Source organism: Pseudomonas sp. LFM046 (assembly GCF_000949385.2).
Lineage (GTDB): Bacteria > Pseudomonadota > Gammaproteobacteria > Pseudomonadales > Pseudomonadaceae > Metapseudomonas.
The window spans coordinates 5,485,442-5,501,356 of sequence record NZ_JYKO02000001.1 but is presented as its reverse complement, the minus strand read 5'-3'; the positions used below and the strand labels follow the sequence as shown (position 1 = coordinate 5,501,356).

Annotated in this window: 16 protein-coding genes and 1 pseudogene; 5 read left to right on the top strand and 12 right to left on the bottom strand. The window is 62.6% G+C overall.

Annotation, left to right across the window (positions count from 1 at the left end):
* Positions 1-62 precede the first annotated feature (62 nt).
* The 3 genes from TQ98_RS25305 to arcD form a co-directional block, all read right to left on the bottom strand.
* Positions 63-1,073, bottom strand: coding sequence for an ornithine carbamoyltransferase (locus TQ98_RS25305; protein ID WP_044873083.1), 1,011 nt, complete (start codon positions 1,071-1,073; stop codon positions 63-65).
* A 101-nt stretch (positions 1,074-1,174) separates the two neighbouring features.
* Positions 1,175-2,425, bottom strand: coding sequence for an arginine deiminase (gene arcA, locus TQ98_RS25300; protein WP_044873082.1), 1,251 nt, complete (start codon positions 2,423-2,425; stop codon positions 1,175-1,177).
* A gap of 18 nt (positions 2,426-2,443) precedes the next feature.
* Complete coding sequence (arcD, locus tag TQ98_RS25295) at positions 2,444-3,871, bottom strand: arginine-ornithine antiporter (RefSeq protein ID WP_044873081.1); 1,428 nt, start codon at positions 3,869-3,871, stop codon at positions 2,444-2,446.
* A 365-nt stretch (positions 3,872-4,236) separates the two neighbouring features.
* Between arcD and TQ98_RS25290 the strand changes: the two genes are divergently transcribed.
* On the top strand, positions 4,237-4,599 hold the full coding sequence (locus TQ98_RS25290; protein ID WP_044873080.1) for a DUF5064 family protein: 363 nt from the start codon (positions 4,237-4,239) through the stop codon (positions 4,597-4,599).
* A gap of 334 nt (positions 4,600-4,933) precedes the next feature.
* On the opposite strand, the gene TQ98_RS25285 is transcribed toward TQ98_RS25290, so the two are convergent.
* The 7 genes from TQ98_RS25285 to TQ98_RS25255 form a co-directional block, all read right to left on the bottom strand.
* The gene (locus TQ98_RS25285) at positions 4,934-6,307 is read right to left on the bottom strand and encodes a sigma-54 dependent transcriptional regulator (RefSeq protein ID WP_044873079.1); all 1,374 of its coding nucleotides are present in this window, start codon (positions 6,305-6,307) and stop codon (positions 4,934-4,936) included.
* Positions 6,304-8,115, bottom strand: a complete 1,812-nt coding sequence (locus TQ98_RS25280; protein ID WP_044873456.1) for an ATP-binding protein — start codon at positions 8,113-8,115, stop codon at positions 6,304-6,306. Before TQ98_RS25280 ends, TQ98_RS25285 begins: the two co-directional genes overlap by 4 nt.
* A gap of 119 nt (positions 8,116-8,234) precedes the next feature.
* The gene (gene rfbD / locus TQ98_RS25275) at positions 8,235-9,101 is read right to left on the bottom strand and encodes a dTDP-4-dehydrorhamnose reductase (RefSeq protein ID WP_044873078.1); all 867 of its coding nucleotides are present in this window, start codon (positions 9,099-9,101) and stop codon (positions 8,235-8,237) included.
* Positions 9,098-9,643 (bottom strand): dTDP-4-dehydrorhamnose 3,5-epimerase, encoded by a 546-nt coding sequence (gene rfbC, locus TQ98_RS25270; protein ID WP_044873077.1) that lies wholly within the window; start codon positions 9,641-9,643, stop codon positions 9,098-9,100. The genes rfbD and rfbC overlap by 4 nt, the downstream gene beginning before the upstream one ends.
* Positions 9,640-10,512, bottom strand: a complete 873-nt coding sequence (gene rfbA / locus TQ98_RS25265; RefSeq protein ID WP_044873076.1) for a glucose-1-phosphate thymidylyltransferase RfbA — start codon at positions 10,510-10,512, stop codon at positions 9,640-9,642. The genes rfbC and rfbA overlap by 4 nt, the downstream gene beginning before the upstream one ends.
* A complete protein-coding gene (gene rfbB / locus TQ98_RS25260) occupies positions 10,509-11,573 on the bottom strand; it encodes a dTDP-glucose 4,6-dehydratase (protein ID WP_103103090.1) in 1,065 nt (354 codons plus the stop codon). The genes rfbA and rfbB overlap by 4 nt, the downstream gene beginning before the upstream one ends.
* Positions 11,574-11,702: 129 nt before the next feature.
* Complete coding sequence (locus tag TQ98_RS25255; protein WP_242443177.1) at positions 11,703-11,915, bottom strand: hypothetical protein; 213 nt, start codon at positions 11,913-11,915, stop codon at positions 11,703-11,705.
* 511 nt (positions 11,916-12,426) lie between these two features.
* Here TQ98_RS25255 and TQ98_RS25245 point away from each other — a divergent pair.
* Genes TQ98_RS25245 through TQ98_RS25235 form a run of 3 tightly spaced genes read left to right on the top strand, consistent with a single transcriptional unit; the run spans position 12,427 to position 14,311 of the window.
* A complete protein-coding gene (locus TQ98_RS25245; RefSeq protein ID WP_044873072.1) occupies positions 12,427-13,239 on the top strand; it encodes a TIGR04255 family protein in 813 nt (270 codons plus the stop codon).
* Positions 13,236-13,862, top strand: a complete 627-nt coding sequence (locus TQ98_RS25240) for a hypothetical protein (protein WP_044873071.1) — start codon at positions 13,236-13,238, stop codon at positions 13,860-13,862. Before TQ98_RS25245 ends, TQ98_RS25240 begins: the two co-directional genes overlap by 4 nt.
* Positions 13,863-13,873: 11 nt before the next feature.
* On the top strand, positions 13,874-14,311 hold the full coding sequence (locus TQ98_RS25235; RefSeq protein ID WP_044873070.1) for a hypothetical protein: 438 nt from the start codon (positions 13,874-13,876) through the stop codon (positions 14,309-14,311).
* Here the strand turns inward: TQ98_RS25235 and TQ98_RS25230 are convergent.
* Positions 14,295-14,774 (bottom strand): annotated as a pseudogene (locus tag TQ98_RS25230) (integrase); the annotation flags it as partial. The gene TQ98_RS25235 and the pseudogene TQ98_RS25230 sit on opposite strands and share 17 nt — an antisense overlap.
* Before the next feature lie 13 nt (positions 14,775-14,787).
* Between TQ98_RS25230 and TQ98_RS25225 the strand changes: the two are divergent.
* Complete coding sequence (locus TQ98_RS25225) at positions 14,788-15,336, top strand: DUF2514 family protein (protein WP_044873069.1); 549 nt, start codon at positions 14,788-14,790, stop codon at positions 15,334-15,336.
* 33 nt (positions 15,337-15,369) lie between these two features.
* Here the strand turns inward: TQ98_RS25225 and TQ98_RS25220 are convergent, their stop codons facing one another.
* Positions 15,370-15,876 carry a GNAT family N-acetyltransferase gene (locus tag TQ98_RS25220; RefSeq protein WP_082073248.1) on the bottom strand — a complete coding sequence of 169 codons (507 nt, stop codon included), beginning with the start codon at positions 15,874-15,876 and terminating at the stop codon, positions 15,370-15,372.
* Positions 15,877-15,915: the final 39 nt, after the last annotated feature.

Sequence of the window (15,915 nt, the reverse complement as noted above, 5' to 3'; positions counted from 1 at the left end):
CTCCTGATGGTGAAATGCGTCCCGGACCGGCGAACGCGTCGCGGTCCGGGGCGTATCGGGACTTACATGTCGGCGAGGGTCGAAACGAGGATCGCCTTGATGGTGTGCATGCGGTTTTCCGCTTGCTCGAAGGCGATGTTGTACGGGGACTCGAAGACGTCTTCGGTAACTTCAATGCCGTTCTTCAGGGCCGGGTACTGCTCGGCGATCTGCTTGCCGACCTTGGTCTCGCTGTTGTGGAACGCCGGCAGGCAGTGCATGAACTTCACGCGCGGGTTACCGGCGGCTTTCATCATGTCCATGTTGACCTGGTAGGGCAGCAGTTCCTTGATGCGCTCGCCCCAGGCTTCCACCGGCTCGCCCATGGAGACCCAGACGTCGGTGTGGATGAAGTCCACGCCCTTGACGGCTTCCTTCGGATCTTCGGTCAGGGTGAGGCGGGCGCCGCTTTCTTCAGCGAACTTCTTGCAGGCGGCGACATGCTCGTCGGATGGCCACAGGGTCTTGGGTGCGGCGATGCGCACGTCCATGCCGAGCTTGGCGCCGATCAGCAGCAGGGAGTTGCCCATGTTGTTGCGGGCGTCGCCCAGGTAGGCGTAGGAGATCTCGTGCAGCGGCTTGTCGCTGTGCTCGCGCATGGTCAGCACGTCGGCCAGCATCTGGGTCGGGTGGTACTCGTCGGTCAGGCCGTTGAACACCGGTACGCCGGCGAACTTGGCCAGTTCTTCGACGATTTCCTGCTTGAAGCCACGGTATTCGATGGCGTCGTACATGCGGCCGAGCACGCGGGCGGTGTCCTTCATGCTCTCCTTGTGGCCGATCTGCGAGGAGCCCGGGTCGATGTAGGTGACGTTGGCGCCCTGGTCATAGGCGGCGACTTCGAAGGCGCAGCGGGTGCGGGTCGAGGTCTTCTCGAAGATCAGCGCAATGTTGTTGCCTTTGAGGTGCTGTTGCTCGGTACCGGTGTACTTGGCGCGCTTCAGGTCGCGGGACAGGTCGAGCAGATAACGCAGCTCGCGGGTGCTGTGGTGCATCAGGCTGAGCAGGTTACGGTTGTGCATGTTGAAGGCCATGATTCTTTCTCCTTGTGGGTAACTTGAAACCAGGCTCCGTCAGCACCGCTTGTGGCTGGCGGGGCGGGCGGCTCCGGGTGGGAGCCGCCAGGGGTATCAACTCAGTAATCGATCGGGTCGCGCAGGATCGGGCAGGTCATGCAGTGGCCACCGCCACGGCCGCGGCCCAGTTCGCTGGCGCTGATGGTGACCACCTCGACGCCGGCCTTGCGCAGCAGGGTGTTGGTGTAGGTGTTGCGGTCGTAGCCGACCACCACGCCGGGCTCCAGGCAGACCACGTTGTTGCCGTCATCCCACTGCTCGCGCTCGGCTTCGAAGGCGTCGCCGCCGGTCTGCACCACGCGCAGTTGCTTGAGGTTGAGGGACTCGGCCACCACCGAGAGGAAGTCCTTCTCTTCGCGGCGGATGTCGATGCCGTAGGGGCGGCTCTCGTCCGGGCGCAGCACGAAGGGCACGATTTCCCGCACCACTTCCGGGAAGACGGTGACCAGGTCGCGGTCGCAGAAGGTGAATACGGTGTCCAGGTGCATGGCGGCGCGGGACTTGGGCAGGCCAGCGACCACCACTTTCTGTGCCGCGCCCTTGGCGAACAGGCTCTGCGCCAGTTGGCCGATGGCCTGGCGGGAGGTCCGCTCGCCCATGCCGATCAGCACCACACCGTTGCCGATGGGCATCACGTCGCCACCTTCCAGGGTGGACATGGCGTGGTCCTTGTCAGGGTCGCCGTACCAGACTTCGAACTCGGCGTTGGTGAAGGTCGGGTGGAACTTGTAGATGGCGCTGGTCAGCAGGGTTTCCTGACGTCGGGCCGGCCAGTACATGGGGTTGAGGGTCACCCCGCCGTAGATCCAGCAGGTGGTGTCGCGGGTGAACTGGGTGTTGGGCAGCGGCGGCAGGATGAAGCTGGAGTGGCCCAGGTAGTCACGGTACATCTTGATGGCGCTGACGCCTTCGCTCTCCGGCAGGTCTGAACCCGCTACACCGCCGATGAGGAATTCAGCGATCTTGCGCGGCTCCAGGCCTTCGATCCAGGAGCGGACTTCATTGACCAGGCCGATGCCGACCTGGTCATTGGTGATCTTGCGATCGAGGATCCACTTCAGGGCTTCCTTGTTCTGCACGATGTCGGTGAGCAGGTTGTGCATCTCAAGGACTTCAATGCCGCGCTCGCGCATCTTGGTGACGAAATCGAAATGATCGCGCTTGGCCTGGCTGACCCAGATCACGTCATCGAACAGCAGCTCGTCGCAGTTGTTGGGGGTCAGGCGGGTGTGCGCAAGCCCCGGCGAGCAGACCATTACCTTATGCAATTTACCGGCTTCCGAATGAACGCCGAGTTTGACTTTGGACATGGCAGGTCTCCTTACGATTTATAGGGTCAGGAAGCCGTCGTAGAGGCCGTAGGCCGCCACGATCGCGCCGATTACCACGGCTGCGAAAATCAGCTTCTCGACATGGGTGAACACCGGTTGGCCAACTTCCCGTTTGGCCTTGGCGAACAGGATTACGCCCGGGGCATAGAGCAGGGCGGAAAGCAGCAGGTACTTCACGCCGCCCGCATAGACCAGCCACACGGCGTAGACCAGCGCGATGGCGGCGATGATGAAATCCTTGGTGCGATCCGAGGCGTCCTGCTCGTAGGTCTCGCCGCGCAGGGGTAGCAGTACTGCGTAGGCGGCGGACCAGAGGTAGGGCACCAGGATCATTGAGGTCGCCAGGTAGATCAGCGACAGGTAGGTGCCCTTGCTGAACAGGGTGATGATCAGGAACAGCTGCACCATGGCGTTGGTCAGCCAGAGGGCGTTGGCCGGCACCTTGTTGGCGTTCTCCTGGCGGATGAAGGCCGGCATGGTGTGGTCCTTGGCGGCGGCGAAGAGGATCTCGGCGCACAGCAGCACCCAGGAGAGCAGGGCGCCGACCAGGGAAATGACCAGGCCCACGCTGATCAGGATCGCACCCCAGTGGCCAACCACGTGCTCGAGCACGGCCGCCATGGAGGGGTTCTGCAGCTTGGCCAGATCCGGCTGAGTCATGATGCCCAGGGACAGCACATTCACCAGCACCAACAGCAGCAGCACGATGACGAAGCCCAGCACGGTGGCCTTGCCCACGTCGCTGCGTTTCTCGGCGCGGGCGGAGAAGATGCTCGCGCCCTCGATGCCGATGAACACCCAGACGGTGACCAGCATCATGTTGCGCACCTGGTTCATCACGCTGCCCAGGTCAGGGTTGCTGGCGCCCCAGATGTCGGCGGTGAAGATGTCCAGCTTGAAGGCGAACAGGCAGATGAGGATGAACAGGAACAGCGGCACGACCTTGGCGACGGTGGTGACCATGTTGATGAAGGCCGCTTCCTTGATCCCGCGCAGCACCAGGAAGTGCACCGCCCAGAGCACGATGGAGGCGCCGATGATGGACGCCAGCGTGTTGCCCTCACCGAAGATCGGGAAGAAGTAGCCCAGGGTGCTGAACAGCAGCACGAAGTAGCCGACGTTGCCCAGCCAGGCACTGATCCAGTAGCCCCAGGCCGAGGAAAAACCCATGTAGTCGCCGAACCCGGCCTTGGCGTAGGCATATACCCCGCCGTCGAGGTTGGGCTTGCGGTTGGCCAGGGTCTGGAAGACGAATGCCAGGGTGAGCATGCCCACCGCGGTAATGCCCCAGCCAATAAGAATGGCGCCAACATCGGCACTGGCCGCCATGTTTTGCGGTAACGAGAAAATACCCCCGCCCACCATCGAGCCGACTACCAGTGCTACCAGGGCACCTAGTCGAAGTTTGTCTGAAGATTCGGACATTCTGCACCTCTAACCGAAGTAGGAACTGTGCTTATTTGAGCGCGTGGTCGATCGACTGCGTTCTGATCCAGATCAATAGCTTGCTAATGGCTCATGCGGTCAGCTTCCTTACTCTCGTGAGGGGGGTATCGCTGCAGATCGCTGCTCAAAGGGAGCAAGATAGAGCGTTCGGCGTGCCATCCCATGCAGCGCCTAATACAAGCTAGTCGGTTTTCCCGGGCCTTCAAGTCGCAACTTTACAGCCTCGGTTCCTAAGGCCTAACTCCATATTCCTTGTAGGAAATTACAGGCAGATGTCGGTCTATTTGGCGATAAAGCGGAATCTTTTAAGTAAGAAAAGACTTAATAGATAAGTAGGAAATATCATGTTTAGACGAGGTCAAATTGCCATTAAACAGCCATCATCCTTGAAATATCCGGAATACGATCTGGTGCTGAACTATGAAGTCGAAAAGCGCGAACAGGGCCCGTTCGTGAACTTTGAACTGAGCGGACAGGTCGACGGAAACCCCGTGCATGAACGTTTCTCCCTCCATGGGGATGTGGCCTACAACTTCCTCCAGAGTGTCGGCCTGCGGCTGCGCAAATACGGCCTGCGACTGGGGTTGGATCGGATGCCCGAGCTGCATGCCGATTTCGAGAAAGCCTATGCCGATTTGCGCCAGCAACTGGGCATTCGCCCTGGCCAGCCGGTGGACCTTGCCCGCTTCCTGAATGATCGACCCTGAGCCTTCCACGGGGAGGGTGCGTTGATCCCGAGCGGAATTCCGGCGCGCGCAAACGCAGCAATGAAAAAGCCCGACGCAGGGCCGGGCTTGGGACGTCCGACGGGTAGTCGGGCGGTGCCTCGGGGCTGGGCCCGATGGCGATCGAGGGAATGCCCCTTGGCTGGCTTGTGGCCGGCGCGGGGAGAGGTCGAGCCCTGGTGGGGCATGGCCTCCTGACCCTGCACCAGGCAGGGGTTGCCGCTGAAGCGGCAAGCACCGTGCCATGGCGGTGGAACCGCCCTGGTCCGGGCATTGCCCAGGTTCAGCCGGGTCTGGCTAAGCGGATTTCTGCCGATCAGTCCTGATCATCGGCCGGATTTCCGCCACTGAAGCTGAGGTTGTGTTTGCGCAGTTTGTCCGAAAGGGTCTTGCGTGGCAGGCCCAGGGCTTCGGCCACGCTGCGCAGGGAGTTGTGGGGGCGGGTCAGCTCGGCGGCGATCAGGGCGCGCTCGAAGGCGTCCACCTGTTCGCTGAGTCCGCCTTCCACCTGGGGCAGGTTCACGGGCGTATTGTCCAGGGCCAGGTCCAGGCCAAGGGCGAAGCGTTCGGCGGCGTTCTGCAGTTCGCGGACGTTACCGGGCCAGTTATGAGTCAGCAGCAGCGCGCGCTGGCTGCCGTCGAGGCGACGCGGGGCCATGCCGTGGCGGCTGCTCGCGGCGTCGGCGAAATGCTGGAACAGCACCAGGGCGTCTTCGCCGCGCTCGCGCAGGGGCGGGATGCGCAGACTGGCGACGTTCAGCCGGTAATAGAGGTCGGCGCGGAAGCGGCCTTTGTCGGCAGCGTGGCGCAGGTCTTCCTTGGTGGCGGCGATCACGCGGATATCCAGGGGAATCAGCTGATTGGCGCCCAGACGCTCCACCACCCGTTCCTGCAGCAGGCGCAGCAGCTTGACCTGCACATCCAGGCTCATGCTCTCGATCTCGTCGAGGAACACGGTGCCGCCATTGGCGAATTCGAACTTGCCGATGCGGCGTTTCTGCGCACCGGTGAAGGCGCCTTGCTCGTGGCCGAAGAGCTCGCTCTCCACCACGGACTCTGCCAGGGCGCCGGCATTGATGGCGACGAAGGGGCCTTCGCGTCGGGCCGACAAGTCGTGCAGGGCGCGGGCCACCACTTCCTTGCCGGCGCCGGTCTCGCCAAGGATCAGCACGTCGGCGTTGGTGGCGGCCAGGGCGCCGATCTGGTCGCGCAGGCGCTGCATGGCGGGAGACTGCCCCACCAGGCGTCCGCTGAGCTGCTGGCGGTCGGAGAGGGCCAGGCGCAGGCTGCGGTTCTCCAGCACCAGGCGGCGCAGATCGAGGGCGCGGCGCACGCTGTCCAGCAACTGATCACTGGGGAAGGGTTTTTCCAGGAAGTCGTAGGCGCCGGCGCGCATGGCCTGCACTGCCAGCGGCACGTCACCATGACCGGTGATCAGCAGAACCGGCAAGTCGGGATCGCGTTCATGCAGCTGGCGCAGCAGTTCCAGGCCGTCGATGCCGGGCATGCGGATATCCGTGACCACCACGCCCGGCCAGTCGTTGCCGATCTTCTCCGCCACGCCCTGGGCGTCGCCGAGTGCCTGTACCTTGAGGCCGGCCAGGTCGAGGGTCTGGCTGAGGGCCTGGCGCAGGTGCGGGTCGTCGTCGATCAGCAGCACCTGGGTGCGGGCATCAAGGGCGTTGGTCATGCAGAGAGATCCTCGGGTGGCTGTGGGACGACGCCGGGGGCGGCGTTGCGCAGGCGCAGGGTCAGCAGGGCCCCGCCTTCGGGGTGGTTGGCAAGCAGCAATTCGCCGCCGAGGGCGCGCATCAAGCTATCGCAGATGGCCAGGCCCAGGCCAAGGCCCTGGGCGCTGGTCTTGGTGGTGAAGAAGGGCTCGCGGGCGTGGCGCAGGGCGTCTTCGGAGAAGCCGGGGCCGTTGTCCCGCAGGTGCAGGTCGACGCCGTCGGTCGTGGTTTCGGTGCTGAGCCAGATGCGTCGGGGCAGGGGTTTCTCCGAAAGGGCGTCGAGGGCATTGGCGAGCAGGTTGCCAAGCACCTGGCGCAGGCGGGTTTCGCCTGCCTGGACCCAGAGCGGCGCATCCGGCAGGTCGCGGATCAGTTCCACGTCCATGGCCCGGCGGCGTTTGGCCAGGAGCGCCAGGGCGTCGTCCAGGGCCGGCTGCAGGGCGACGCTTTCCGGGGCGTGGCGATCGCGTCGGGCGAAGGCGCGCAGGTGGGCGATGATCGAGGCCATGCGCCCGGTCAGTTCGCTGATCTGTCGCAGGTTGTCGCGGGCGTCGTCGATACGCTGGTGATCCAGCAGCACGCCGGCGTTGTCGGCGTAGCTGCGGATGGCCGCCAGGGGCTGGTTGAGTTCGTGGCTGATGCTCGCCGACATGGTGCCCAGGGCGGACAGCTTGCTGGCCTGCACCAGTTCGTCCTGGGCGCGCACCAGTTCCTGCTGCGCCTGTTCGCGCTCCAGCACTTCGTCCTTGAGGCGGCTATTCAGCGCTTCGAGGTCCTGGGTGCGTTCCAGCACGCGCATTTCCAGCTCGCGACGGGCGCGGGCGTCAAGGGCGATACGGTCGAGATAGTGACGGCGCCGCTGCATCAGCAGACCGAGCAACAGCAACAGGGTGAGCAGGGTGGCGCCGCCGATGGCCACGGTGGTGGTCACCAGGCGGTCGACCAGCTGGCGCGGGGCGAGGATGCTGGCGGTCAGGCCGGTTTCCTTGAGTTCGCGGCTCTGGGTGAGCCAGGCGTTGTCGTCCAGCTTCAGCGGTGTCGGCGACTGCGTTGGATAGGGCTGGTTGGCGGCGATGGCGGCACGCTCGGCATTGTCCAGCGGCCGGGTGGCGCGGAAGCGCCAGTCGCTGCGCGAGGAAATGATCACCACACCGTTGGCGTCGGTCACCATGAGCTGCTCCGGGGTGTTGCCCCAGAGGGTTTCGGCGTCGTCCAGGTCCACCTTCACCACCAGGATGCCGACGATCTGCGCGCCGTCGCGCACCGGGCTGGCGAAGAAGTAGCCGCGCTTGCGCGAGGTGGTGCCGAGGCCGAAGAAGCGCCCCTGCTTGCCGGCCAGGGCCTCACGGAAATAGGGTCGGAAGACGAAGTTGCGACCGACGAAGCTGTCTGGCTGGTCCCAGTTGGAAGAGCTCAGGGTCAGCCCGGCCGGGCTCATCAGGTAGATCACATCGGCCCCGGTGTCCCTGCGGACTTCGGCCAGCACCTGGTTGGCCGCAGCCTGAAGCCCCGGAGCGTTGGGGGCGGCCAGCAGCTCACGCAGCGGCGGCAGGCCTGCCAGGATGGGCGGCAGCACCTCGTAGCGGTGCAGGGTGCCCAGCAGGTTGGCGGCGTAGAGGTCGAGGGTCTGGCGATTCTGCTCGGCGAGGGACTGGCTGTAGTAACGCTCGCTGAAGTGCTGGAGCGGCCATAGCAGCGGTGCCAGCAACAAGGCCAGCAGCGCCAGGCTGCGCCAGCGTGGGCGATGGGGGGCGGGGGAGGTCGTCATGCTGTCAGTGTGCGCCGGTCGATGAGGCGCATTATGGCATCGGCTCACCAGGGGTGTTGCCAGGAAACGCAAGGCGGGCAGAGCGGGGGCCGGAAACCCCCGCCCTGGGAAGGGCGTTCCTAGCGCGGCTGCGCCAGGCACTCCGCCAGCGCGCTGCGCCAGTCCGGCAGGGTCACGTGCCAGTCCCGGGCCAGCTTGCTGCAGTCGAGCCGCGAGTTGAGCGGGCGCCGTGCGGGCGTCGGGTATTCGCTGGAAGGGATCGGCAGCAGCCGCGCGCAGGGTTTGCCGGCAGCCTTCAGGCCCTCGGCGATGGCGCTGGCGAAGCCGAACCAGGAGGTCTCGCCCTGGTTGGTCAGGTGGTAGACGCCCCAGTGCCGGTTGCCCGACTGCCAGCCTTCCACCAACTGGGCGGTGGCCTGGGCGATGCTGCCGGCCCAGGTGGGGGCGCCGATCTGGTCGTCCACCACCTTCAGCTCCTCACGCTCCTGCAACAGTCGCTGCATGGTCAGCAGGAAGTTGCGCCCGTGCAGGGAGTAGACCCAACTGGTGCGCAGGATCAGGTGCTGACCTCCGACGGCCTGGATGGCCTGTTCGCCGGCCAGCTTGCTGCGGCCATAGACGCCAAGCGGATTGGGGGCATCAGCCTCGCTGTAGGCACCGGGGCCGGTGCCGTCGAAGACGTAGTCGGTGGAGTAGTGGATCAGCGGGATGCCAAGGGCGGCGGCTTCCTCGGCGAGCACGCCGGGGGCCGTGGCATTGATGGCGAAGGCGGCTTCCGGCTCGCTCTCGGCCTGGTCCACCGCGGTGTGGGCGGCGGCGTTGATCAGCAGGTCGGGGGCCTGGGCACGGACCTGCTGGCGGAGCAGTTCGGTGTTGGCCAGATCGAGCCGGTCGCGACCGAGGGCGATCACGTTGGCCTTGTCGGCCAGTGCCAGCCGGAGCTCCCGCGCCACCTGGCCGTTGTTGCCGGTGATGAGGATCTTCATGGGAACAGGTCCGCGTCCTTGAAGTTGGCCCCGGCCTGATCCTTCGCGGACAGCTGCGGCGCCTCGGCGATCGGCCAGTCGATGGCCAGGTCCGGGTCGTCCCAGCGAATGCAGCGCTCGTGCTCGGGCGCGTAGTAGTCGGTGGTCTTGTAGAGGAATTCGGCGGATTCGCTCAGCACCAGGAAACCGTGGGCGAAGCCTTCGGGCACCCAGAGCTGGCGCTTGTTCTCGGCGGAGAGGTGAACCCCGACCCAGCGGCCAAAGGTAGGCGAGCTGCGGCGAACGTCCACGGCGACGTCGAATACCTCACCCTGGACGACCCGCACCAGCTTGCCCTGGGTCTTTTGTAGCTGATAGTGCAGGCCTCGCAGGACGCCGCGCTGCGAGCGCGAGTGGTTGTCCTGCACGAACTCGCGCTGGACGCCGGTCACCTCGGTAAAGGTGCGGGCGTTGAAACTCTCGAAGAAGAAGCCGCGCTCATCGCCGAAGACTTTCGGCTCAAGGATGAGAACATCGGGCAGATCGGTGGAAATGGCTTTCACGGGGTTTCACCGGCGATATTGAACAGGTACTGGCCGTAGCCGGTCTTGCCGAAGGCCTTGGCACGAACGAGCAACTGTTCCTTGTCGATCCAGCGTTGTTGATAGGCGATCTCTTCCAGGCAGGCAACCTTGAGGCCCTGGCGGTGCTCGATGGTCTGCACGTACTGGGACGCTTCGAGCAGGCTGTCGTGGGTGCCGGTGTCCAGCCAGGCGAAGCCACGGCCGAAACGCTCGACCCGCAGGTCGCCGCGCTTGAGGTAGGCGTTGTTGACGTCGGTGATCTCCAGCTCGCCACGGGGGGAGGGCTTGACCGCCTTGGCGATGCGAATCACGTCGTTGTCATAGAAGTACAGACCGGTGACGGCATAGCTGGACTTCGGCTTGGCCGGCTTTTCCTCGATGGAGACGGCGCGGTCCTGCTCATCGAATTCCACCACGCCGAAGCGTTCCGGGTCCTTCACCCAGTAGCCGAATACGGTGGCGCCGCTCGGAGCCTGGGCCGCGCGCTTGAGCTTCTCGGTGAAATGCTGGCCGTGGAAGATGTTGTCGCCGAGGATCAGGCACACCGAGTCATCGCCGATGAACTCCTCGCCGATCAGGAAGGCCTGGGCCAAGCCGTCCGGCGAGGGTTGCACGGCGTAGCTGAACTGCACGCCGAACTGGCTGCCGTCGCCCAGCAGGTTGCGGTATTGCGGCAGGTCATGGGGCGTGGAGATCACCAGGATCTCGCGGATACCGGCGAGCATCAGCACCGAGATCGGGTAATAGATCATCGGCTTGTCGTAGATCGGCAGCAGCTGCTTGGATACCCCCAGGGTGATGGGGTGCAGACGGGTGCCGGAGCCTCCGGCGAGGACTATCCCTTTCATGCGGACGCTCCCAGTCGCTCGCGTTGGTAACTGCCATCCTGTACGCGGTGGCTCCACTCCATATTGTCGAGGTACCAGCGGACGGTCTTGCGCAGGCCGGTCTCGAAGGTTTCCTTCGGCGTCCAGCCGAGTTCGCGCTCGATCTTGCCGGCATCGATGGCGTAGCGCAGGTCGTGGCCCGGGCGGTCCTTCACATAGGTGATCAGGTCTTCGTAGCGGGCGATGCCTGCCGGCTTCTGCGGGGCCAGCTCTTCCAGCAGGGCGCAGATGGCGCGGACGACATCGAGGTTCTTCTGCTCGTTGTGGCCGCCGATGTTGTAGGTCTCACCAACCTGGCCACGGGTGACCACTTCCACCAGCGCGCGGGCATGGTCCTCGACGAACAGCCAGTCGCGGACCTGCTGGCCATTGCCGTAGACCGGCAGCGGCTTGCCTTCCAGGGCATTGAGGATCATCAGCGGGATCAGCTTCTCGGGGAAGTGATAGGGGCCGTAGTTATTCGAGCAGTTGGTCAGCAGCACCGGCAGGCCATAGGTGCGGTGCCAGGCGCGGACCAGGTGGTCCGAGGCAGCCTTGCTGGCCGAGTAGGGCGAGCTGGGCGCGTAGGGCGTGGTTTCGGTGAAGAGGTCATCCACGCCGTGGAGGTCGCCATACACCTCGTCGGTGGAAATATGGTGGAAACGGAAGGCTGCCTTGCGCTCGGCGCCCAGCCTGAGCCAATAGGCGCGCACGCTTTCCAGCAGGCTGTAGGTGCCGATGATGTTGGTCTGGATGAAGGCGGCCGGGCCGTCGATGGAGCGATCGACATGGGACTCGGCGGCCAGGTGCATCACGGCGTCTGGCTGGAACCGGGCCAGGGCAGCGTCGACGGCCCGGCTGTCGGCGATGTCGGCCTGGAGGAACTGGTAGCGCGGATTGCCTGAGACCGGTGCCAGTGATTCGAGGTTGCCGGCGTAGGTCAGTTTGTCGAGGTTGAGCACCTCATGCTGGGTGTCGGTCAGCAGATGGCGAATGAGCGCCGAACCAATGAAGCCGGCCCCGCCGGTGACCAAGATGCGCATGTTCCATGTCCTGAGCATTTCTGATGGCGCATAGCTTGTTGGCATAGCAGGCGCGATGCAAGTTTGGCGGATAGGCGAGTGCAGGCGTGGTGAGGCCCGGCCTCCGGGGCGGGCCTCTGGATGGGCGAATCAGAGGTCTGCGCCGTGGTCCCAGGGATTGGCCTTGGCGCGACGATCGCCCTTTCGTCGGTCTTCCTCGAAGCGGACCGTCTGGCGTCGATCACCGCCCTTGCGCCGGTCGACCTTGCTCCGGGTATCGATCTGGAACTTGGCCGGGCCGCTCGCAGAGGTCGGCCTGCCTGCCGGTTCGATCGGTTGCAGGCTCAGGCCTTCGAGGCTCATTTCATCGTCGTCTTTTATCATCGCTCACTCCGCTGATGCCGCCCTGTACCGGGCGTTGCGCAATTATTGGAGGTTAGATCGCGATGAAGGGATTCGCCCTGGCAAAAGGCAGGGAGATGGCGCGAGCGCATGAATGGGTTTAGCGGAGGGTAAGTGCCCGAAAAGACAAAGGCCTCGCATCGCTGCGAGGCCTTTGTTTTATATGGTGCCGGCACCAGGAATCGAACCCGGGACCTACTGATTACAAGTCAGCGAAATTTTGCTTTGGTATCAATGGCATAGGTTGACGCTTTTTACGCACAAGGCTCGCGCCGCTCCGCCACTGACGCGCCTTCCTGCTCTAATTTTACGTGCTCAAATTTGCCTTTTTGGGGGTCAATAGGTAGGCTGCGCTTATCATCCCTTGCCCCGCAGGGCAGGGGATGATAGGCGCAGGACCACAACACCTTTTTCTGCAATGGAAAAATGGCCAGCGCCTATACATCTATATAGGGTTGGCTCGGAAGCACCTATGAAGGAACGTTTTGAGTTTCCCCCCCTGCTGGAGATCATCGCTGAGCTTCGGTGGGACGTTCATGCGCCTCACGCTGCGCCGGGCGCGCCAATCCCCCTGCTCCCCCCGATGCTCCAACCGTTCGAAGAGTCCTTCTCGGAGCTCGCGGGCGCGCTCGGAAACTTGGGTTTCAGAAACTCCGAGAGGCTGATTCCCCAAGGTTTTCCTTGGATGGTCCACGAGCCTGTGATTCGATTTAGATATAGCGGGGGAGCGGAGGAACAGCAGCCGCTGAAGAAGTCGTCGCTGTTTCAGGTCGGCGCAGGGATCTTCACGGCAAATGCCGTCCCGCCCTATTCGTCTTGGGATGATTTTGGCCCGATCGTTCGTGAAGGGGTTGAGGCTTTATTTGCGTGCTGCTTCAAAAGCGGCGCCCCTGAGAAGATGGCCCCCACACTGCGATATATCGATGCATTCAAGGAACTGCACACCAGCGGTGCTTCCATGCACAAGTTCTTGTCGGAAGTGATGGGCATAAATATTTCCCTCCCCGACACGCTGAATGGCTCGGGTCAAGCTATGACTCCTCAGCTTCAGATCGTTAAGCCATTGCCGTTTGGTAGATTGGCGCTGCAATTTATGGATGGCGCCGTTAATGGCGAGAAGGCTCTAATATTGGATATGTCGGTTCACTTTGACGGGCCGGTTGCTGGAAATCCTGACGCTGTGCTAGACGCCTTCTCGCGTGCGCGTGATGAGATTCACCGAGTTTTCGTTGAGCTGACAAAGCCCATTCACGCAGTAATGCATCCTAAGGACGGTTCGATATGACCTCGACGACTTACTACAGCTACTCTCCAGTTGGTGGCGTGGATAGTGATCTTGGAGGTCCTACGCTCGCTCAATTGCTTGACTGGCTGAAGCAACTATTTGAGCGAGCTCAGGCTCAGTTCCGCTGGAACGCACCTGGTCAGATTAGCGGCTCCTATCACCGGATCACATCATCTGCTACGGAGTTCGTGGGCGGGCTTGACTTTACGTCTGTGAGCATCGGTGCCCCCAATTTTGACTCAAGCCTGAGGGCAATGATGGAGCAGCTCTATGTTGCTCACTTCAACCAGTGCCTCGACGCGCATTCTGCTGAGCGCCTGGCCCAGATTTTTGACTGCGAGGCAGGGTGGGACGGTTCGAATGCAAGAGAGCTTTCTCTTGAGTCGCTGCATTGGTGCGCGCAGTTCATTAGCTCTTATGAACTCCGCGGTAAAGAAGTGGGCGTATTCATGAGCCCAGATGGGGAAATGGTTCTCAACTGGCCAAAGACAGCCGGCGGTGGCTTGGCTGAGATCACTTTTTCGAAGAATGGCTATTCCCTGTTTGTCACTGGCTGGGACGACGATGCCTTTTATGAGTTTTCTGACCCCCGGTTTGAGGAAGAGATTCTGAATTTGCTGTGAGAAAGTAGTAGATGGATTTGCAGCAGATTCTGCAGCGCAATTGTGTTCCGGATGGCGAGGAGGTCGCGATTGCGCTGCATCTCCCCTCATGGGACCCCGTCCTCAAGCGCGGTACCGCGGGGGCGTTTAGATCCTATCCAAATAAGTCCTGCTCTAGGCTCAAGATCCTCCCGATTGAGGAGATAGTTGAGATCTTCAAGCGAGAGATCATGGGTGGGAACGTCAAGATCGAGGCCTACGGAATTATTACTGTTGCTGAGATCAAGAGAATTGGGCTTTCCGGCGAGACCCCTATTGAGTTTGAGGTAACAGAAGCGCCAGAGGAAACAAATCCGGCGCACGCTGAGATCATTGCCTTTGTCCCCGGCAAGACAGCGATCAGGAACAAGTTAACTGGCGGAGCGAGCCAAAGGCTCTGCGACGCTTTGGATGTCAAGGTGCTTGCGTAGGTTCGCCCGCTGGGTTCACTGTTGGCACGCTTAGGTCATAGACATCCAACATAGATTCGTCACGGTGTCCGCTGGCTTCCTGTTTGTCTGCCCGGGTTCCAGCAGTGTCGGTAATTCCCCTCCTTTTAAAGTCGTGAAGACCGAAGCGTTGCTCGGTCGTCATGATTCCCTTCTCAATTGCCTGGGTGATCAGGCGCTGCCAAGCCGTGTCCAGGCTCGACTTCTGCAAGGCTCCACCGTGGGCAGCCACGATGATTCGGCGCTGCTCCGGCGCGAACGGGACTGGCATCTTCTTCTTTCCCCAGATATCGGTACGCACTTGCTTCGCTGCATCCCAGGCGGCGCGCAGGCGTGGTGTCCAGCGCACGATATTGTCCCGGCTGCCCTTGCGGCGATTGGTCAGCACGCCCTCAGGGGTTTCGTTTGCGTCGGTGAGGGTGACTGTCTCGATACCGCGTACCCGAGGAGGGCGCCTAATGGGATGGGTGAAAGAGTTGCCGGCCTGGAGCTGGTGGCTGCTGGCCCTGGTGCTGGTGGCCGGGCTGCAGCAGCTGCGGATTGCTGACCTGCAGGTCGATGTTGCCAGCGCGAACGCCGGCAAGGTTGAGGCGGAAAAGGGGCTCAGCGATTACCGCCTGGAGGTTGCCGAGCGCGACCGCCGGGCGGGGGCGCGGGCGAGAGCTGAAGAGCAGCGCCGCCAGAGGGCGGCCGATGAGGTGGATCGTGACGCCAAGGGGAAATTGGAGGCGGCACAAGCTGATGCCGCTGCTGCTGAGTCTGCTGCTGATCGGCTGCAGCTCGAAGTCGACCGACTGCGCGCCGGTCGAGGAGCCACCTGCAGTGCCATCGCTGCCCAGCAGCGCGCGGCAGGACTCGACGCCTTCGGGGTGCTCGCCGACCTGTTCGCAAGCGCTGACCGCCGAGCGGGAGAGCTGGCGGCAGCGCTTGATCGAAGTCGAGTAGCGGGGTTGGCCTGTGAGCGAGCGTATGAGGCACTACTGGCGCCACCGGCGAAGTTACCCTGACACTACTGCCTCAGTGGCAAGGCACTCTATGACTCAAAGAGTCATAACATGATCAATCATTCCAATTGGTATGTCGGCTAGAGGCGCGGTGGTTTCGCATGACTTGAAGCCGAGGTGGGCCAGGATGCGGATCGAGGCAATATTTTTAGGGTGCGCGGCAGCGAAAATTGCACCTCGTCCTCCGTGAGAATGAAACAGAATCAGTGCCTGAGCAGCAGCCTCAAGACCGTAGTGTGAACCCCAGTGCTGTTGGCCAAGCCAGTATCCTAGCTGCAGGTCCAAGTTCCGACGACGGTTGATCTGAACGTAACCAATAGGGATTCCTGATCCCTTCAGCCGAACTACGTGGCAAATGTAGTTCTCCTGATTTGATAGGGTTCTGCCTACCCACTGCCTAGCATCAAAAGGGATTGGTATCTCAGGAATATGCTCAAACACTTGAGCGTCATCGCCAAGGGCCTGAATGTCGTCGATGTCATCGACGCGAAGAGGTGTCAGAGAGAGGCGAGGGGATATTCCGCAAGCCTGGATTACTGTCATGGCGCAGGTTTCCTATAGAACGGTTCGATGTGACGGCTC